20 protein-coding genes and 1 pseudogene are annotated in these 20285 nt (G+C 30.9%); 13 read left to right on the top strand and 8 right to left on the bottom strand.

Going from position 1 to position 20285, the window contains the following annotated elements; all coding sequences use genetic code 11:
• The first annotated feature begins 194 nt into the window (after positions 1-194).
• Complete coding sequence (locus D9V42_RS07455; RefSeq protein ID WP_158593182.1) at positions 195-758, top strand: LPXTG cell wall anchor domain-containing protein; 564 nt, start codon at positions 195-197, stop codon at positions 756-758.
• A gap of 105 nt (positions 759-863) precedes the next feature.
• On the opposite strand, the gene D9V42_RS07450 is transcribed toward D9V42_RS07455, so the two are convergent.
• On the bottom strand, positions 864-1202 hold the full coding sequence (locus D9V42_RS07450) for a hypothetical protein (RefSeq protein ID WP_122064211.1): 339 nt from the start codon (positions 1200-1202) through the stop codon (positions 864-866).
• Positions 1203-1492: 290 nt separating this feature from the next.
• Positions 1493-1699, bottom strand: coding sequence for a hypothetical protein (locus D9V42_RS07445; RefSeq protein ID WP_122064209.1), 207 nt, complete (start codon positions 1697-1699; stop codon positions 1493-1495).
• 423 nt (positions 1700-2122) lie between these two features.
• On the opposite strand from D9V42_RS07445, the gene D9V42_RS07440 reads away from it, so the two are divergent.
• The 4 genes from D9V42_RS07440 (at position 2123) to D9V42_RS07425 (ending at position 3564) form a co-directional block, all read left to right on the top strand.
• Positions 2123-2389, top strand: coding sequence for a hypothetical protein (locus D9V42_RS07440; protein WP_233665246.1), 267 nt, complete (start codon positions 2123-2125; stop codon positions 2387-2389).
• 41 nt (positions 2390-2430) lie between these two features.
• Positions 2431-2775: a DUF4260 domain-containing protein gene (locus tag D9V42_RS07435; protein ID WP_122064206.1), complete on the top strand. Its 345-nt coding sequence runs from the start codon at positions 2431-2433 to the stop codon at positions 2773-2775.
• A 54-nt stretch (positions 2776-2829) separates the two neighbouring features.
• Entirely contained in the window at positions 2830-3030 is a 201-nt protein-coding gene (locus tag D9V42_RS15335) for a hypothetical protein (protein ID WP_244204780.1), read from the top strand.
• A 222-nt stretch (positions 3031-3252) separates the two neighbouring features.
• Positions 3253-3564 carry a hypothetical protein gene (locus D9V42_RS07425; RefSeq protein WP_122064204.1) on the top strand — a complete coding sequence of 104 codons (312 nt, stop codon included), beginning with the start codon at positions 3253-3255 and terminating at the stop codon, positions 3562-3564.
• Positions 3565-3743: 179 nt separating this feature from the next.
• Here the strand turns inward: D9V42_RS07425 and D9V42_RS15285 are convergent, their stop codons facing one another.
• On the bottom strand, positions 3744-3908 hold the full coding sequence (locus tag D9V42_RS15285) for a hypothetical protein (RefSeq protein WP_167456095.1): 165 nt from the start codon (positions 3906-3908) through the stop codon (positions 3744-3746).
• A gap of 851 nt (positions 3909-4759) precedes the next feature.
• Here D9V42_RS15285 and D9V42_RS07415 point away from each other — a divergent pair.
• Both D9V42_RS07415 and cspD read left to right on the top strand, forming a co-directional pair.
• The gene (locus tag D9V42_RS07415; protein WP_107555830.1) at positions 4760-6034 is read left to right on the top strand and encodes a dicarboxylate/amino acid:cation symporter; all 1275 of its coding nucleotides are present in this window, start codon (positions 4760-4762) and stop codon (positions 6032-6034) included.
• Positions 6035-6810: 776 nt separating this feature from the next.
• On the top strand, positions 6811-7011 hold the full coding sequence (cspD, locus tag D9V42_RS07405) for a cold-shock protein CspD (protein ID WP_011303913.1): 201 nt from the start codon (positions 6811-6813) through the stop codon (positions 7009-7011).
• A 109-nt stretch (positions 7012-7120) separates the two neighbouring features.
• Here the strand turns inward: cspD and D9V42_RS07400 are convergent, their stop codons facing one another.
• On the bottom strand, positions 7121-8287 hold the full coding sequence (locus tag D9V42_RS07400) for an MFS transporter (protein ID WP_122064199.1): 1167 nt from the start codon (positions 8285-8287) through the stop codon (positions 7121-7123).
• A gap of 115 nt (positions 8288-8402) precedes the next feature.
• Here D9V42_RS07400 and D9V42_RS07395 point away from each other — a divergent pair, with 115 nt between their 5' ends.
• The gene (locus tag D9V42_RS07395; protein WP_107555834.1) at positions 8403-9293 is read left to right on the top strand and encodes a LysR family transcriptional regulator; all 891 of its coding nucleotides are present in this window, start codon (positions 8403-8405) and stop codon (positions 9291-9293) included.
• Positions 9294-9377: 84 nt separating this feature from the next.
• Here D9V42_RS07395 and D9V42_RS07390 read toward each other — a convergent pair whose 3' ends face one another.
• On the bottom strand, positions 9378-10817 hold the full coding sequence (locus tag D9V42_RS07390; RefSeq protein WP_107555835.1) for an MDR family MFS transporter: 1440 nt from the start codon (positions 10815-10817) through the stop codon (positions 9378-9380).
• A 360-nt stretch (positions 10818-11177) separates the two neighbouring features.
• Between D9V42_RS07390 and D9V42_RS07385 the strand changes: the two genes are divergently transcribed.
• Positions 11178-11696 carry a GrpB family protein gene (locus D9V42_RS07385; protein WP_122064197.1) on the top strand — a complete coding sequence of 173 codons (519 nt, stop codon included), beginning with the start codon at positions 11178-11180 and terminating at the stop codon, positions 11694-11696.
• A gap of 184 nt (positions 11697-11880) precedes the next feature.
• On the opposite strand, the gene D9V42_RS07380 is transcribed toward D9V42_RS07385, so the two are convergent.
• Entirely contained in the window at positions 11881-13500 is a 1620-nt protein-coding gene (locus tag D9V42_RS07380) for a PucR family transcriptional regulator (protein WP_107555837.1), read from the bottom strand.
• Between the two features lie 315 nt (positions 13501-13815).
• Here D9V42_RS07380 and allW point away from each other — a divergent pair, with 315 nt between their 5' ends.
• The gene (allW, locus tag D9V42_RS07375; protein WP_107555273.1) at positions 13816-15306 is read left to right on the top strand and encodes an allantoin permease; all 1491 of its coding nucleotides are present in this window, start codon (positions 13816-13818) and stop codon (positions 15304-15306) included.
• On the top strand, positions 15296-16657 hold the full coding sequence (gene allB, locus D9V42_RS07370) for an allantoinase AllB (RefSeq protein WP_107555272.1): 1362 nt from the start codon (positions 15296-15298) through the stop codon (positions 16655-16657). The genes allW and allB overlap by 11 nt, the downstream gene beginning before the upstream one ends.
• A gap of 56 nt (positions 16658-16713) precedes the next feature.
• Here allB and D9V42_RS07365 read toward each other — a convergent pair whose 3' ends face one another.
• Both D9V42_RS07365 and D9V42_RS07360 read right to left on the bottom strand, forming a co-directional pair.
• Positions 16714-17040, bottom strand: coding sequence for a PH domain-containing protein (locus tag D9V42_RS07365; protein ID WP_107555274.1), 327 nt, complete (start codon positions 17038-17040; stop codon positions 16714-16716).
• Positions 17041-17062: 22 nt separating this feature from the next.
• Positions 17063-18544: a catalase gene (locus D9V42_RS07360; RefSeq protein WP_122064194.1), complete on the bottom strand. Its 1482-nt coding sequence runs from the start codon at positions 18542-18544 to the stop codon at positions 17063-17065.
• 606 nt (positions 18545-19150) lie between these two features.
• On the opposite strand from D9V42_RS07360, the gene D9V42_RS07355 reads away from it, so the two are divergent.
• Both D9V42_RS07355 and D9V42_RS07350 read left to right on the top strand, forming a co-directional pair.
• Positions 19151-19771, top strand: coding sequence for a M15 family metallopeptidase (locus D9V42_RS07355; protein WP_122064191.1), 621 nt, complete (start codon positions 19151-19153; stop codon positions 19769-19771).
• A gap of 185 nt (positions 19772-19956) precedes the next feature.
• A pseudogene (locus D9V42_RS07350) lies at positions 19957-20285 on the top strand (immunodominant staphylococcal antigen IsaB family protein); the annotation flags it as partial.

The following is a 20285-nucleotide window of genomic DNA, read 5'->3' as shown; positions in this document are numbered from 1 at the left end:
AATACTAATTTCATTTTGATAAAATTAATAACAATCAATCTGCATAACTATGAATAAAATTTTAATTAAATATTACTCTGTTTTACTTATATAAAAATATTATGTCCATTCAACTCATTTCACCTTAAGATAATTATAGATAAAGCTATTTCAAACTTTTATTTAAATATAATTTTGTAAAAGGTGGAATGAGAATGGGGAAGACTTTTATAAAAGTAGTATTTAATAGCGTATTATCAACATTTTTATTATCTTTAGTAACTCTATCGAATATTCCAGAAACACAGGCAGAAGTATTAGATCACAGTATATTACATAAGGATGGTAGTTTTACGCCTGCAAATGTGACGCCTCATAAAGATATAACTGAAGTAGAGCAACCTAAGGCATTTCAGGATGCTACAAAATTAGATGAAATTAAAAACAATAATAAACCAGAAGAAACCATAATGAATAAGTATACAGATGAAGCGAAAAATGGATTTGATTCAAATGAGCTAAACAGTGAAAAACCAAGTAGTGCTTTAAATTATGGAGAGACTAAAAATAGTCTGTTGAATCCTGATGAGAGCAAGTATAGTGAAGTACCGAATAAAAATAAAGTAACAAAAAATCAACCAGAAGAAAAAATAGAATTACCTTCAACAGGTGTGGAAGGAAACCTAAATTCTACATTAGTTGCTACTGTATTATTAAGTATTGGCAGCTTATTTTTATTTAAAGGTATTTGTTCTATTTTAATTCGTAAGGTTAATTAAGTTTTCGAATTAAATATTTTATAAAAAAGCAGAGTAGGATCGTTATAAAAACGAAACTACACTGCTTTTGTTTTTATGGACTTTTTGATTATAAAATAATCTACATTATCCTTTAGAGTTATATTTTCTTTTTACATAAAAATAGTTCATAACTCCCAACAAAATGATAGCTAAAAGGTATACTAATTCAGAGTAATCTTTTACCAAGCTATTATCATTATTCCAATAACTAAAATATTTCATGATTATATTTAAAAGTAAGAAATATACAAACCATACAAAAGTTCTTGCGAAAATTTCAATAATCATTGATTGTTGTTGCGTGTTGAACGAATTTTTCTTATTTTTATGTCCGGTAGTTTCGGAAGGCAAGTAGCGAATTGCCAAAGATGTCCATAAAGCACTAAATATAAAAATGATAGTAAAAAACGCAAAAGTCTTCAAAACAATACCCTCCAGTGAGTCATCATTGATTGAATAATCATCTTCACTATTTTGCAATTCTTATTTTTTAGTTCATTTTAACTGATTAAAGCGAATATGTATTAATTTACTGCTAAATTTCTTCATTAATGTCGTTCTTCAAAACCACAGATAAGGCATACAAGAAATACAATAAAAACGGCTGGTACAAAAATTGAACAAATTAGTAAAGGTATAGCCATGAGTATATAGTTATAGTCATATTTGTATTTACTGAAGTTCACGATTTCACGCTCCAAGATAGAAGTAATCTATTTTTTATTATGTTCTTCTATAGTAACGCCTTCTTTTTTGACCTTTTTACTATTTTCCCTTATTAATAATACAATATTAGTAATAAATACAATTGCCAATATTATTGATAAAGTTAATCCTCCCATATCTGTGTTATTAAAGACGATTAATGCAATCATAAGTACAATGTTAATGATGTGATGTACATACATAGCTTTTGTCATTTGTAATACTCCTTAATTTAGGTTGTATTTTTAAATTTTTCTCATCTAATATAAGGCTAGCAAAAATAAAGATATATTAATAGTCTTTTATAAGCAATATATTATTTTTAAAAATATGGTAGCATGAAGTTATCATCTAAAACATATGAATCAAGAAGAAGAAAGTTAAAACATTTTAAAGGAGTAGAGGCGGCATGAAATGGATACTACTTGTTATACAAGTTGTTTTGTCTATTTTCTTAGTGGTTTTTACATATAAACAAATAAACCAAGATTACTTAGATACATCATTTATAGTCTATGTAATATTTTATATATTATTCGTATTAAGGTTTTCTAATAGGAAAGAATGGTAATGTAGTTTCTTAATTTTATTAATTTAAGTAGCGGTGTTTTATAGATAATAGAAAGGGGATTAGATTTATGAGTAGGCGTGTAATAAGTGGTTTGAAAGACGGATTATTTGTTCTAGTAAGCGTGTTTTTAGTTGCGTTTCTTTTAAATTATTTGGGATGGAATTTTGGAAGTAATAAGATTTGGAGTACTTTAGGAATTTTAAATTTAGTTCATATTTTTAATAACAATGAACTAAATGGTTTGCTTGTTTTAGGTGTGATATTAGGAGTGATTGAATTCATATTAGGATTTACTATGTCTGATAAAAAGTCATGTGGAACGAAAGAAAAGTAATGTTTCAACTATAGTTTTAATTTAAATTGGGGGATGGGTATTTGAGTAACTTTATTAAGTTAGAAAATATATTTGTATTCCTTGTAACGGTGATTGTGTATTTATTATTTGGCTTTTCAATTTGGATGTTTTTATTGTTTTTATTAGTACCAGATATATTTATGCTGGGTTATATGATCAATAAGGAAATTGGGAGTAAAGTGTACAATGTTGGTCACACATATATAGTGCCTATATTATTCGTTTTATTATATTTAATATTTAGCGAGGGATTATTACTTCAAATAGCTTTGATCTGGTTTGCACATATAAGTATGGATAGGTCATTTGGATTTGGTCTTAAATATGCATCTGGATTTAATGAAACGACCATTCAAAAAATTTAACGGTAGCCATGATTACTTCAGTAGAATATTATATCTCGTGTAGAATGGAGTGATATGATTCCAAAATCTCAACAAATTTTAGTAGGGGTCACGTTGTTACTATTAATATTTAATATCATTGTTCCTATTGTAGGAGAAACTTTAGGTATTAATATATTAAGTTTCAGCTCAACTTTAATCAGAAGTACACAGGGGATATTTATTGTCGTATTTATCATTTTTACTTACAGACAAATTAAACGGAAAGGTTTTTAAAATTGCCTAGAAGTGCTTAATTTCTAAAATCTAATATTTTAAAACTTTTTAAGTAGTAAAGTCACTTATTACAATATTTTTTGTTTGCAATATTCATCATTCGAGACTAAATAAAGATGTTTTTTCTTATAAAGTTAATCATATTGTATGATACTTCTATGGACTGATTTAATAGCGTTAACGCCATATTAAAATAATATCATCTTAATATGGAGGATGTTTATGAAAAACGTACTATTATTAACAAGTGTTATTTTATTATTGATGGTAGCGTACTTCGCTTACGCTGTTTACAATTTAAATAAAGAAGAATATTACTACGGTATTGTTAATGAAGAAGGAACAGTTGATAAGTTAACTGATAAAGACAATGGCACGGTTTTAAATTATCAACTAACTAAAGAAGACAATAATATCAAAAAAGGTCGTTGGATAAAGGTTACTTATACTGAAAATAAAGGGACGATAGTAGAGCAAAAAAATGTTGATGAGAAAGATGTTCCTAAATCAGTTAAAGATAATTTTAAGCAGTGATACAATTTTAATGTGAAATATTATGTGTAACTACTAGTGATGAACAAATATATTAGGAAAAATATTACTGCAATATATAATTAAAAGGCATGAATACGGAATCAAACTAGCAATTTAGTTTCGTGTTTCATGCCTTTTATGTAGTTCAGTTTTAGCAATGTGATTAAAAATAATTTAAATTACATTTTTACTTTGTCTTGGTATAAAATCCCCACACCGTAGCTACTAGAGCCAATAGCATAATCGAATTTAATGATTTCAATATATGGATTTTCCTCTAAAAACGCATTGACCTTTTTATTTAATCCTTTTTCTGTTACTGCACTGATATTTATAAATTGCATCATAGCACGCTCCTTTTTAAAATAGTTGGTTGTTATACTAAGTTATCGATAAGTAGCTACTTTAGTTATGTAAAATGAGGTACGTTCAATTGCGCTTATGCTTTTTAAAAAAAGTGTAGAAAAGCAAAGTATATAGAGACGAGAAAATCATTAGACTAATTATAGATAATATAACAGCTGTAGTACTGTCGTTTGTTAATATGTTGTTAATATTCATATAGGTAAAAAACACTATAATAGGTAAATTAGCTAATATAACAGTATATTGGTTTTGGGGACGGCCTCTAGATTTATGTCTTGCCATTATGACTTCTCCTTTTTTGTAAAAATTTTTATGAAACATTAATGTTTTTTGATGTGTGCAATATATTTAAAGCATAATTTTATATTAACAAAAAATGAGGTGCTTATGGTCGTCTATTTTCATAAAATCAAAGAAGGTTTTAGTGTATCATTTTGATATTAGGTTATTGATAAAACAATCTAGTTCAATTTAGGACACATAGAAAAATAATGAAGTTGTATTGTAAAATGACGTATATTAAAACAAATAACCCTAATTTTGTATGTAAAAAGCTATTTTAAAGAAATTTGTATATAATGTAGAAAGCGCTTTCTTGTTATATCCTGATAACCCTTGAACTCCTATAGGTATAAGGCTGAAGGCGAACGCTTTTTTTAACTAAAATATACAAATTTCTGATATAATAGCTTAGTTGTACAAAAATCATAAATAATTTTTAGAATCATGTAAATTTAATATATGAGTGGAATTTTCTTTGTGATAAACTGTATTTTGTAGAAAACTAGCATTTATGCAAATGTTAGCTTAGATAAGGGGATGAACAAGAGTGAGAGTAATTAAAAGAATAAACCTACCGACGCAAATTATCATAGCATTGGTATTAGGGGTAATTTTAGGTAGTATCTTACATGGAAATAAAGATGTAATTAACTATATACAACCATTCGGTGATGTATTTATAAATTTAATTAAAATGTTAGTAGTACCTATTGTATTTTGTTCTTTAGCACTATCTATTTCAAATGTTGGAGACACAAAAACGATTGGGCGCTATGGCGGTAAGACATTATTATATTTTGTTATTATGACAAGTTTTGCAATTTTTATGGGGTTAATATTTGGTAACTTATTTAAACCAGGTCAAGGACTGAATCCCGATTTATTACCTAAAGGTGATATTTCAAAATATGAATCAACTGCTAAGGCAGCAGAAGGCACTACATATGGAAACCATTTAATCGATACAATTGTTAATATTATACCGACTAACGTTGTTGAAGCATTTGGATCTGGAGAACTTTTACCGGTCATATTCTTCTCAGTATTTTTCGGTTTGGCGTTAGCGGCTATTGGACAAAAAGCGCAACCTGTTAAAGACTTTTTAGGTGGCGCATTAGAAGCAGTATTCTGGATGATTGGTAAAGTATTATTATTAGCACCAATTGCAGTATTTGCATTTATTACGACAACGATTATTACTTTTGGATTATCAGCATTAATTCCACTGTTTAAATTATGTTTAACAGTAGTCATTGCAATGTTTTTCTTTATTTTTGTTGTATTAGGTATTGTTTCAAGAATTTGTGGAGTGAAGATTACGCAAATCATCAAGTTGTTGAAAAATGATTTAATGCTTGCGTTCTCAACTGCAAGTTCAGAAGCTGTATTACCAACAGTTATGAAAAAAATGGAAAGATTTGGTGTTCCTAGGGATATCGCATCCTTTGTGTTACCAACGGGTTATTCGTTTAACCTTGATGGTGCGGCCATGTATCAATCTATTGCGGCGTTATTCGTTGCACAATTATATGGTGTTGACTTAAGCATTGGTGAACAAATCATCTTAATGGTTACGCTAATGCTCACATCAAAAGGTATGGCGGGTGTACCAGGAGCTTCAATCGTAGTGTTATTAACAACATTAGGCTCAGTTGGATTAAATCCACAAGGTTTAGCGCTTATTATAGGTGTAGATAGAATTTTAGAAATGCTTAGAACATGTGTTAACGTATTAGGAAACTCAGTAGCTACAATCTTTATTGCTAAAACAGAAGGTGTTTACAATAAAAAAGAAGGCGAAGAGTATCTGAAGACAATATAGAAAATGCCCCTCCTTTACAGATTGTAAGGGAGGGTATTTTTATGTAATTTTCAAAATTAGATCCACTTTATATTAAAAATAAGTGTACGTTAGAAGTATATAAAAAAGTGTAACTACAACGATATTTAAGAAAAGTATGAAACGAAATTGTTTTCCATTCATGGGTTGAGTCTGTTCTTTATATGCTTTTTTATTTACGTTTTGACGTGTTTGTATCGTATTATTCCAAGACATGATACTAACAAAGATAATACCTACCAGAATTTTAAGAGTAAGATTCAATGTCTGTGTCTCCTTATATTGATTGTAGATTTTTATAAAAAATAAATTGTGTTATGATTTCTTATAAGGTAACACAAATGTAGATTTTCAAAAATATTCTTAAATAAAAGGTGCGATAATTGTGGGTTAATTTTAAAGTTTAGAAAAGGGGAAAATGTGATTGTGTATTTTTTAAAGAATAAATTATTTTAAAAGTAGAAAACTATTATTTTAGCTGTTGTGGGCTATGAAATTTAAGGGTGTATGTTGAATTTTTATCTATATACAAGAATAAAAATAAATAGAACAATACACTATATCGTTACTAAAAATTAAATTAATAAACTAATTTACGGTTTAGGGTGTACAAATGAATGATTACTCGTTATAATAGGTATTAAGTAATTTAGTTCGTGAAATTGATTTGTAGAGTTATTCTTTTGAATTTACTCCTTTTGATTTTTTAAGACAGATTACAAATATTCGTGCAAAAGCACATATGGAGGAATTTAATTATGAATAACGGTACAGTTAAATGGTTTAATGCAGAAAAAGGTTTCGGTTTCATCGAAGTTGAAGGTGGAAACGACGTATTCGTACACTTCTCAGCAATCGCTCAAGAAGGTTACAAATCATTAGAAGAAGGACAAGCTGTTGAATTCGAAATCGTTGAAGGCGACCGCGGTCCTCAAGCAGCTAACGTTGTTAAATTATAATAACGGCTGAAAGACGAGTATAACTCGTCTTTTTTTTATGCAAATTTAAATAAGAAATACGACATGAACCCCTTAACGCATAGATTGGTGCGTTAAGGGGTTTTATTTTTTATAATGCGTTATGTTCAAAGTGTTCAAAATTTCGTTTTCTAAGTAAAATAAATGCAATATTAATTATACACGCGAATATACCAATTAAAATTACGAAACTAGACCCTAAAGTTGCAATAAATATACCGCCTATAAAGGTTCCGATTGTGGTGCCAGAATTTACTGCAGATAAAAATATGCCGTTTGATAAGTCAGGAGCATCTGGCGCAGCTGAAGTAATCACATATTGCGTTATATTTGCTGAAATACCTGCTAAGGTTCCCCACGCCATAGTGATAACCATCATAGGAATAGAGAATGCTCCTAAACAAAACATAGCAATATATATTATAATCAACGCCAAAGGTAACATTAATATCGCTTTTTGAGGTATCGATGTTAATAATTTTCCTGCAATAATATTACCTAAAATATTGAAAAATCCGTATAAGAATAACATAACTGATATTAAATTTCCTTGTGCCTCTGTAACAATATTTAAGAAATCAGTAAAGTAACTATAAACACCAAAAATTGCTGCGTTAAATAGAATAGATACTATAATTGACAACCAAGTTAGTGGTCGTTTGAGAACGCGTAATTGATCTCCGTACGTTACAGCTGTTTTCGCTGGCATTTTTGGAATGAAGATAATTGTTAGTATAAGTACAATGATATTAACAAGCGCAAAGAATGATAATGCTACATACAAATTGAATTGGTTCGCTAAGAAATTTACGATTGGTACACCTACAACCATACCGGCAGAAACACCTATAAATACTTTGGCAACAGCTTTTGGAGCTTCTTTTGGATTAACTGAATCTGATGCAACTGAAAAGGCTAAAGCGATATATACAGGATGAAATATGGATGGTATTATTCTCGCTACTAATAATACGGTAAAGCTTGTTGTAAAGAGTGAAACAATATTACTGATTATAAAGATTATGAGCACGAGCAACATTACTCTTTTTCTTTCTACTTTTGAGAGTAACAGAGGCATAATAGGACCAGAAATAGCAATGCCAATTGCAAAAATGGAAACTAGCCATCCTGCAGTAGATATATTAACGTTAAAATGAGCGGCAATTTGAGGGATTAGTCCTATAAACCCCATTTCTGTATTCAAAATACCAAATACACCAATGGTTAAAATGAGTATGATTAATTTATTATTTTTCATTATAGGTTCCTCCTGAACTTTAATAAATTCAGTTTAAAAGGTAAAATGAGATATGACAAATACTTATTTATATTGTTTAGATATGCATATATTGAATAACTAAGAGGAGAAATCTATGGAAATAAAAACACTACAATATTTTGTAAGAATAGCAAAAGAAGAAAGTATTACACGTGCTGCAAATGCGTTACACATTACACAGCCAACTTTGTCTAGACAAATCAAAGAGTTAGAGACAGAGTTAGACGTGAAACTGTTTAAGCGAAGCAATCACAATATTCATCTTACTGACGAAGGCCTTTTATTGAAAAATAGAGCTGAAGAACTCATAGAAATGTCTCGAAAAATACAAGAGGAATTTAAAGTGATTGATAGAAATATTGAAGGGAATGTCTATATAGGTTGTGGTGAAACCAAAGGCATGGAAATCATTGCAAATATTTTTAAAGAGATTCAGACGCATCATCCTAAGGTGCATTTTCATATTTATAGTGGTAATGCAGAGGACATTGCAAGCCGATTGGATAAAGGATTATTGGATTTTGGTTTGCTTATCCAACCTGTAAATTTAAATAAGTACAAAGCATTAGATTTACCGACTTTCGACCATTGGGGTGTGATTGCTAAAAAAGACGACACTTTATCAGAAAAAGATTATGTAACAAAAACAGATTTATCAAAAGAGGCCTTGATATGTTCAAGACAAGTATTAGAAACTAATATTGAAGAAAATGAATTTGCAGAATGGTTTGGACATTTATATAAAGATTTAAATATAGTAAGTACGTTTAACTTAGCATATAATGCTGGGTGGATGGTTAAAGCTAATATGGGTTACGTTGTTACATTAGATAGTATTGTTAATACTTCTGTTGAAAGTGAACTTAAGTTTGTTCCGCTAGAGCCAAAGTTAATTGCAAAGCATAATTTGGTTTGGCGTAAAGATCATACATTTTCAAAGGCAGCTCAATTGTTTTTAGAAAAAGCGATAGAAGCTTGTTATTAAATATAAATTAATAAAATACAAAAAAGGAGCGGACATATGACATTAAAAGTTAATCTCATATGCACGCTCCTTTAATGATTTACGTTATAATTCTCGACTATTGATTGTTTCTTTTTTAGTACGAATCATCAACATTAGGATGAAACCAATAATCATTAGAATGGTTGTGAAGGCAAATGCAGCGTCTACACCAAGTACGGTAGCGTGTTGCATTATTTCAGTTTTTGTGTGACTACCATTAGCATTTTCTACGTAGTTTGTTCTAACAATAGTTAAAATTGTAATCATAATAGCAGTACCTATCGCACCAGCTATAATTCTTAATGAATTAATAATAGCAGTACCATGTGAAATGTTTTTAGTTTCTAATGCATTAATACCAATTGTGTTTAACGGCATTATAATTAACGCAACAGCAAACATTCTGACTGCATAGATGACAACAATATACCAATAAGGTGTGTCTGTAGTTAAGAAACAATGCAGAATGGTCATAATAATTAATAAGATAAATCCAGGGACAGCCAATATCTTCAGTCCATATTTATCATAAATTTTACCCGTATATACAGACATAAATGCATTAACTACAGCTCCAGGTAAGATGACTAAACCTGAAAGTATTGCTGATAGGCCAAGTCCTGATTGAATATACATAGGTATCAATAATGCAGGACCTACAATACCAATAAATAGAACCATTGAAGCGAACGCAGATAATGAAAAAGTTCTGTTTGCAAACACGCGCATATTTAATAATGGATTGTCTATTCTAATTTGTCTCAAGACAAAGATACCGACAATGATAAGTCCAACTATTAATGAAATGATAACGATTGGTGAAGTAAATCCTAGGTTACCAGCACTACTAAAGCCGTAAAGCATGAGTCCGAAACCAAATGTAGAATATATCACTGAAGTCTTATCTAATTCAGTGCGTTTAGTTTCATTGTTACTTTCTACAAAAATGATACCAATAATAAATGCAATAATAGCGATTACTGCTACTACGATAAATGGTGCTCTCCAACTAAATGTATCAATTAGAAAACCAGTTAAAGTAGGGCCAATCGCTGGTGCTGATTGCGCAACAATTCCTGTAAGCCCCATGGCAAATCCACGCTTTTCAGCTGGAAAGAGGGTGAAGACAGTGAATTGCATTAATGGTAACAAGATACCTGCACCTATAGCTTGAATCACTCGTGCTAACATTAGTAAACCAAATGTCGGCGAAAGTGCAGCTATAATAGAACCGAGTAAGAACGCACTCATTGAAAAAATATAGAGTGATCTTGTATGGAAGCGGTCCATGAGGAAAGCTGTCGTAGGAATCATGATTCCGTTAACAAGCATAAATCCTGTAATGAGCCACTGAGCAGTCGTTTCAGTTATTTCTAAGCCATTAATGATGGCTGGCAGTGCTGTGTTGAGTAATGTTTGGTTAAGCATTGCAACAAAGGCACTACTGAGCATAACTAAAATGATTGTATTTCTTTTTTTGTTCGATATTCCATTCTCCGACATTTCAATTACATCTCCTTTTATAACATCCCAACGATAAATTTTAATCCTTTTAAGTTAGCAAAGCAAACCATTCGGTTTAAAAATCTAATATTAAAAGTAATAACTTTAAAAAAATAATTATGTAAATATGAAGTTGATTGAATGTAATTAGTATAATGAATGGAAACAAAATTTATAAATAAAATTAAATTGAATTCAATATAGGAAAAATAGTGTCATCCTGGAGTGCAGTATGAAAGTGACTTTATCTGTTGAATTGAAAATAAATTTATAACTATCAATTTTAAAGATATAATTTAGTTTAGAAGAATAAAAGGATTTTAAGAGATGATGAAATACATTGGGAGGAAGGTGACTATAATGGAAATTGAAGTACAACACTATCAAAAACAGTGGTCGATTTTATTTGAAATTGAGAAATCAAACATCGAAGCTATTTTAAGTGAAGAAGTCATTCAAATACATCACATTGGGAGTACTGCTGTTGAAAATTTAAAGGCTAAACCTATTATTGATATGTTAGTAGTAGTAAATAAAATAGAAAAAATTGATGACTATAATGAAGTATTGATGAGCCTGGGTTATACATCATTGGGTGAAAATGGAATTACAAAGAGAAGATTTTTTATAAAGGGTGGAAATCCACGTACGCATCATATGCATATATTTCAACAGGATAATATGTATGAAATTAACCGTCATATAGCGGTAAGGGATTATTTACGTAAACATAAAAAGCGTGCACGTGAATACGAACAATTAAAAGAACGATTAGCGCAACGATTTCCTGATGATAGGCAAAGTTATTGTGATGGAAAAGATACCTTTATGAAAAAATTAGAACAAGCTGCGTTAAATTGGTATTTGAAAGAATTATAAAGTCCCACTAACTCTTAAAAGCGGATCACTTGAGTAACTACTCATGTGTAAGAGCCACTAACTTAACAAATTAAGAAGTGGCTCTTTAGAGAAGTGGGGCTTATGCATGAGCGCAAGCTCAGGTAATCAATTAAAAAATTTACTTTCCACTCTATGTCTTTATTTAAGATAATTTTATAGGAGTTTAATCAAATTGAGTGATGTCAGAAACGTATAAAGCGATACGAATGTTTAATGAATGCATTGGGTCTTCAATATTCACTCCGATTAAATTGCTACATTTATTAATTCTATATTTAACTGTATTACGATGAATATATATCTTTTCTGCAGTTTTAGTTATATCGCACTGGTTATCCATGTAGACTTGTAATGTTTGCTTTAATTCTAAGTCTTTTTTAGTTTTAGGGTAACTCAATGGACCTAAAGTATGTTTGATAAATGGACGTAATTTCTCTTTTGGTATTAACTGTAAAAGTTCTTTAATATCTTTGGAATGATAATAAGAGATGAAGTTTTGTTTATCATTCATTAATCCATTTTCAAAAGCTTCATTAGCTTCAAAATATGACGAAGATATTTGTGTGAATTCTGTAACTTCATTGCCAATACCAAAAGAAATCGTACCTTCAAAATGTTCTCCATAACTATTTTGTAGGCGTTTAAGATAGTCGTAGTAATAGTCGTGACGATTTTGTAATAAAATAGCAAAGCGATTCGTACTTGGTATTTTATAAATACTAATATAATCATCAAGATCGGTAAACATATATTGAAGCCAGTGGAATGTTAGCTGATACCTTTCATTAAGGTAATAACTATTCTCTAAGCTATTCGGTGAATCAATGTCACAAATAATGATTTGATAATAATCAGAATCGAAAATATGATAGCGTTTCAGTAAATCGTTATGCTTTTTGATTGAAAGTGTTTGGTCGCTTTGGTTATTAACAAGTGCTTCAAAAAAGCGATTAATATCATTTTGTTCAGCTTCTTCGATTTTTGTGTTTTTGTATAAAGCGAAACTCAAAACGCTAACTACTTGTTCAATAGTCAACAAACTGAATGGATATGACAATTTATTGACTTGTGAAACCATTAAATAATACGGGAAGTACGTATATCCTAAAACTTTGAAAATAACATGGTCTTTGTTTTCAAATACTTGTTTATTTTTATCGTAAACAGTTGATTGTTGGTAATAATTAAGAAAATAACTGATATGTTCATTTGTTAAATGTTTATTTTGATCATAATGATGGCTTAACGCTTCTGGTGCTTTGAAAGGATCAAAAAGAATAATCGGTACACCAAGTAATTTACTCATTCGTTGAATCATTGTATTAATACTATAACCTTTGATAAGAAGTTGATTTAACTCTTGTTGAATGTGTAATGCGTAGTTTAATTTTCCAGTTTCTGAGTCTGAAATATAAGATGAAATTTGATGTGTAATTTCCCCTAAGTTCCAACTTTCTGGTATTTCTATTAAAGGGAATCCCAATTTATCTGCAAAGTCTATAACCTCTTTATCTATCTCATGTAAAAATCTCGAAACTTTTATGCCGAGACCAGCTGTATTAATATCATGCAAGTCTTTAATTAACCTTTTTAAATCTTCTTGGTTTTCTTGAAATAATACACCAGTTGTTAGAATAAAAGCATTTTGAGAAGTGAAATGCTTAATATCATTATTTTCAGTAATATCTAAGCTCGAAACTTCTGATGATAAATCTCCGTTTTTGTTAATCAGTTCTAACTCTTTAAACTGAGGAACGGACAAAATTTCGTTAAGTGTAGTCATGGTTTACTCCTCCGTTTCCGTCTTCTTGTATTATGAGTCATACTATTATATTTTACGAATAAATATAGGTTTATTTGTATGTTTATTAATCTGATGGTATATTTATAAACATCGTAAATACGTTTATAATTTTATAAATCTTATCAAAAATAATGTTATATAAAAATTATTATACACATATTTTGTTCGAAATATATAACTTTCTACTCAATATATGTCATTACTAACAAAGAAAAACGCTTTCATACGTAATAAAATGTAAATTAAAGATTGATTAAGATAGTTATAGCCCATTGAAGCAAAGGAGATATACAGATGGGAACACAGGGGAATGAAACGGCTTATAATCAAGCTTTCTTTGAAAAGCGTGGTTATAATAAAGATATAATGCCTAAGACATCAGCTCAACGAAATAATTCAGCATTCAACTTTTTCACTTTATGGATGGGTGCTGTTCATAATATACCTAACTATACAGCGGTAGGTGGTTTTCTATTAATAGGTTTATCACCATTACAAGTCATATTTGCCTTGATTTTAAGTTCATTTGTTATTGCACTATTACTTGTTTCAAATGGATATGCTGGTTCTAAATACGGAATACCTTTCGCAATGCAGTTACGTGATACATATGGAGATATTGGTGCTAAATTGCCAGGCGTTTTACGTGGTGTTGTAGCTGGTATCGCATGGTTTGGTTTACAAACATTTGCTGGTTCTCAAGCGTTACTTATTTTATTAAATAAGATTTTCCCAGGATTTGAAAATATCGGAAGTGGCATTTCAATTCTAGGTATTTCGGTCCCAGGGTTAATCGCATTTTTAATCTTCTGGGCAATTAGTTTTGCAATTGGATTTGGCGGTGGAGACATACTGAATAAATTCACTGCTATTTTAAATCCGCTCATTTATATAGTGTTTGGTGGTATGGCAATATGGGGTGTGACTGTTGCTGGCGGTTTCAGCAATATCATGAACTATGAAATATCAACAAAAACAGACGGTATTATATATCCAGCCATTTTATCATTTATTTTAATCTTTAACTCTTTATTAGGTGTATGGGCTGGACCAGGTTCAAGTGTATCTGATTTCACACAAAATGCTAAATCTACTAAAACACAAATTATTGGTCAGATTTCCGGTATAGTAGTTGCGCATGTGTTATTTGCGATTGCTAGTGTGTTTATTATCATTGGTGGTTCTATTTACTTAGGCCATCAAGAGTGGAATATTTTAACGATTATTAATGAATGGAGTAATTTTTGGGCGATCTTGATATCGACAGGGGTACTATTAATGACAACCATTTCTACAAATGCAACGAGTAATATTATACCAGCTGCATATCAATTAAGTGCGTTATTACCTAAATGGATTAATTATAAACGTGGTGTAGTGATTGCTTCTGTATTAAGTGTTGTGATTATGCCATGGAAAATGATGGAAAATGAGGATAGCATCTTTTTATTCTTAAATGCTATTGGTGCCATACTTGGGCCTGTTGCAGGTGTAATGATAGTACATTTCTACTTAGTATCTAAATGTCGCATTGATATTGATAAATTGTATTTTGATTTACATGATAAAGATATAAAAATACAAAGAGTTAATATTTCTGCCTATATTGCAACGGTAGTAGGTGTGGTTATTTCATTACTCGGATTCTTACCAGCATTCAAGGTGATTTCTGATTTTTCATGGTTTATTGGATTCTTTATATCCAGTTTAGTTTATATTGTTTTACACCATTCAGTTAAATTATTTTCAAAAAAACAAGAAGGAGTGAACTATAATGAAATATGATTTAATTTTAAAAAATGGATTAGTCATTTTAGAGGATAGTCAGCAAAATGTAGAAATCGGTGTTAAAGATGGCAAGATTGCTGCTATTGGTCAAGATTTAGGTGAAGCTGAACAAGTTATTGACGCTCAGAACCAAATCGTATCACCAGGTATGGTAGACGCACATGTGCATATTACTGAACCAGGCGGCGGTTATCGTGATAGCTGGGAAGGTTATGTTACTGGTACACGCGCAGCAGCAAAAGGTGGCGTAACGTCATTTATTGAAATGCCTTTAAACCAAGTGCCTGCAACAACGGATCAAGCTTCTATTCAAGCAAAATTTGATGCCGGTAAAGATGAATTGTCAGTCGATGTTGCGAGTTATGGAGGTTTAGTACCATATAATTTAAACGGTGGTATTCAAGAGTTAGATGAAGCGGGCGTCGTAGCATATAAAGCGTTTTTAGCAACATGTGGTGATCGTTCAATAGAAGGTGACTTTGAAAATGTGGATGATTATTCATTATACGAAGGTATGAAACAAATTGCTAAAACTGGTAAATTACTTTCTATTCATGCAGAAAATGCAACGATCACTGACCGTTTAGGTGAAATTGCTAAGGCTAATGGTGAAACAACTTTAAGTGCATATGTCGATAGTAGACCAGTATTTACTGAAGTTGAGCCAATTCGTAAGATTATCTTATTTGCAAAAGAAACTGGTTGTCGTGTACATATTGTGCATGTTGCTTGTGAAGAAGGTGTAGATGAAATTATCAAAGCACAACAAGAAGGTGTAGATATTTCATGTGAAACATGTACACATTATCTTTACTTCTACAAGGAAGAATTAGATGACATTGGCCCAGTCGTAAAATGTTCTCCACCAATCAGAGAAAAATCACGCTTAGAAGGTATGTGGAATCGCGTGCTAAATGGTGATATTGGATTTGTTACTTCCGATCACTCTCCTTGTACACCCGATTTAAAAGATACAGATAATGCTTTTGAAGCATGGGGCGGTATCGCTGGGTTACAAAATAATGTCGATATTTTATTTGATGAAGGTGTTCAAAAGCGTAATATGTCATTAAATAAATTTGCAGATATTATTGCTACAGCACCTGCCAAACGTTTTGGATTGGAAGCAAAAGGTAGCATAGCTGTTGGAAAAGATGCAGATTTTGTATTAATTAAACCTAATGCGCCATATACTTTAACAGCGGAAGATTTGGCATATCGTAATAAGATGAGCCCTTATATTGGTCGTGAAATTGGCGCGCAAGTGACGCAAACTATTTTAAGAGGCGAAGAAATTTACAACCAAGAAACTGGTATTTCAGAAAAACGTATCGGACAATTTATATAAGCTTAATAAAAAAGGATGACTTCTACGCAATCATTGGTAGAAGTCATCTTTTTTGTTTAAGTACGCTTAGTTTTGATATAACTTATGAATGGTTCGGCGTCCTTTTTATTTAAATTTGTAATTGGAAACGTACCAATACTAAAACGCATGGTTAGCGTATCATTATCTAATTGAACATCTTTTATTTCGTCATAACGGATGTTTCTATAGTAAAATTGGCCATCCATATCTACGTTTAAGATAAGGCGTTCATTTGTTGCAATATATGCAGCATCATATGTTTTTACATTACCGTTGATAGGGTATTCCATTTTCCCTAAAATGGCAGGTCCTTTTTTCTCAGTAGGAAACAAATCTTCTGGATTTACGTTATCTAATATCATAAAATCACCTTTCTCTTGTATATTAGTCTGCGACATCTAAGTCCACTTCATTAATATCAATTCCCATAGCTTCTGCTACACCTTGACCGTATGCAGGATCGGCTTTATAGCAATGTCTGATATGGCGGTGTTTTAATGCGTCTGTGACGGGATTCATTTCATTCGCAGTATTATTAAATAATGTTTTTTGTTCTTCAGATGATAATAAACGGAATAATTTACCAGGTTGTTCAAAATAATTATCGTCATCTTCACGAAAGTCATATTCATATGCTTGCCCTTGAATATCTAAAGCTGGTTTTTTGTGCTGTGGTTGATCTTCAAATGCATCGTTACTATTTGGGTAATAATGTGTACTAGCCCCTTGATTATTATCTAAGATACGCATTTGCCCATCTCTACTAAATGGACATATATTTTCCATACCGACACCTTTAGGTTGGTTAACTGGAATTTGCCAGTGGTTAACACCTAAACGGTATCTTTGAGTATCTCCATATGAAAATAGTCGACCTTGTAACATTTTATCTGGTGAGAAATCTAAACCTGGGACGATGTTCGTTGGTGCAAATGCAGCTTGTTCAACATCTTGGAAATAGTTTTCAGGGTTTCGATTTAATTCAAACTCACCAACTTCAATTAATGGATATTCATCTTTATACCAAACTTTAGTTAAATCAAAAGGATTATCTTTATGATTACGAGCTTGTTCTTCCGTCATTACTTGAATGTACATTTTCCATTTAGGGAAATTGCCTTGTTCTATATTATTGAATAAATCTCTTTGAGAAGAATCTCTATCTTTAGCCATCACTTGTTCGGCTTCTTCTGCAGAGTAGTTCTCTATACCTTGTTGTGTTCTATGATGGAATTTAACCCAAAAACGTTCGCCTTTATCGTTATACATAGAGTATGTATGAGAACCAAAACCATGCATATTTCTAAAGCCTTTAGGGATACCACGATCTGTCATTAAGATTGTAATTTGGTGTAACGCTTCTGGTAATAATGTCCAGAAATCCCAGTTTGCTTGTGGGTCTTTCATATTTGTTTTTGGGTTCCGTTTAACCACATGGTTTAAACTAGGAAATAATTTAGGGTCTCTAAAGAAGAATACGGGTGTATTATTACCGACTAAGTCCCAGTTACCTTCGTCTGTATAAAACTTCAAAGCAAATCCTCTAATATCTCGTTCTGCATCGCCCGCACCACGTTCGCCTGCTACAGTTGAAAATCGTGCAAACATTTCTGTTTGTTTACCGATTTCAGCAAATATACTTGCGCATGTATATTGTGTTATATCATTTGTTACTGTGAAGGTACCAAATGCACCTGACCCTTTAGCATGCATTCGACGCTCTGGAATGACTTCTCTATCAAAGTGTGCCATTTGTTCAAGGAAATAAATGTCCTGCATTAATAAAGGACCTCTTGGGCCTGCAGTCATACTATTTTCTCTATCTGATACGGGAGCTCCAAACAACCCTGTTAACTTTTTATTCATAGTTTAATCTCCTTTATTGTAATCATATTTTTTATCATCAAATAAATGAATTTGGATTCTTTCTAGTTAAAAATGTGTTGAAAACAGAGATCCAAATTTATATTAAGTCATATTTTATATAGGGTTTTCGACAATGAAAGTCGTACAAACATAGCTAGCGTTGTTTTTATAACTCTAATATAAGACTGGATAGACAATTTTTACATAATCATGAAACCGCCCAAATTATGATGCTAATTATAATTAATATCTTTTTATAATTATTATAATTTATTATAGCTAAAAATACGGTGAAGTACAGAGTTTTTTTCTAAAAAAATCATTTTAATTGATAATTACAATCTATAATTGAAATTTATAGATTATAATATCAAGCTCAATTTTTATATCTGTTTTTATGTTTTGTATTTCTAATTGATTTATCATTTTATTAAATGTAATGTTGTTGAACAAAAGAAGATTAAGTATTTGGAGTCAATCAGCGTGTCGACATCATGATGCTGATGTTGGAGAGGTTGAAAGTGCATAAAATATAAATTGAAATAACGCTAGATAAGTAGATTTGAAATTATTTTAATAAAAAATAGTGATGATAAGGATGAGTATATGAAAAAATTAATCTCGGGTGTAGCTATCTTTTTAACTGCAATCATTTATTTCATAAATAAAAAACAAAAGCACTATGATAATAATATTATAAAAAGGAATGGAGCATATTACTGTAATAATCATATTATTGTAAATAAAGATTATGAAATTTCTCCATTTTATACGCCATTTCCAAAATTAGAAGCATTAAATGCTTTAAAAGTAATGATTAGTGATGCAGATAAACAAGGGTTTCAATTGATTATTATAAGTGGTTTTCGTTCGTATCTTAAACAGATGCGATTGTTTAAGATGTATGTGCAACGTGATGGTTTAAAAAAAGCGCAACTTTATAGTGCTAAACCTGGATTCTCTGAACATCAGACTGGTCTTGCTTTTGATGTTGCTACTCCAGGATTACATGAGTCAGCTAAAGCGTTGTTTCAATATACAGAAGAAAGTAAATGGCTGGAGGATAACGCTCACAATTATGGCTTTATTATTCGATACCCAGAAGGTAAAGCGCATATTACACAATTTATGTACGAACCATGGCATTTAAGATATTTAGGAAAAAAAGATGCAAAAGAAATAAAAAATACTGACCTTACATTAAAAGAATATTTTGATTTAGTTTAAATAATTTTTATAAAAGTGAACTTAAAGTAGCAAAAATACGTATGTCTTAGTAAGTAGAATAAAAAGGGGGCATTACGCAAAGCAATCAGTTTTATTGTAAGTAAAACAGTTATTTGTTTTTAAGCGTAGGACTAAGAATAAGACAACATGAAGTATTCATAAAATATTAAAAGGGATGGAGATTTATGAATAATAAAACATTAATGATTTCATCATCATTATTAGCAACAAGTCTATTTTTAGGTGCAGGAGTAGCTCAAGCCAATACGACAACAAATAACAACATGAATCAACAGGACATGGCAATGAACGAGCAAATGGGACACATGAATAACAACATGAATCAACAAGACATGGCAATGAATGAGCAAATGGGATACATGAATAACAACATGAATCAACAAGACATGGCAATGAATGAGCAAATGGGACACATGAATAACAACATAAATCAACAGAACATGGCAATGAATGAGCAAATGGGATACATGAATAACAACATGAATCAACAAGA

The organism is Staphylococcus pseudoxylosus (assembly GCF_003697915.1).
GTDB classification, from domain to species: Bacteria; Bacillota; Bacilli; order Staphylococcales; family Staphylococcaceae; genus Staphylococcus; species Staphylococcus pseudoxylosus.
Note: the sequence above shows the minus strand (reverse complement) of the source record. Positions and strands in the feature narration are given on the sequence as shown.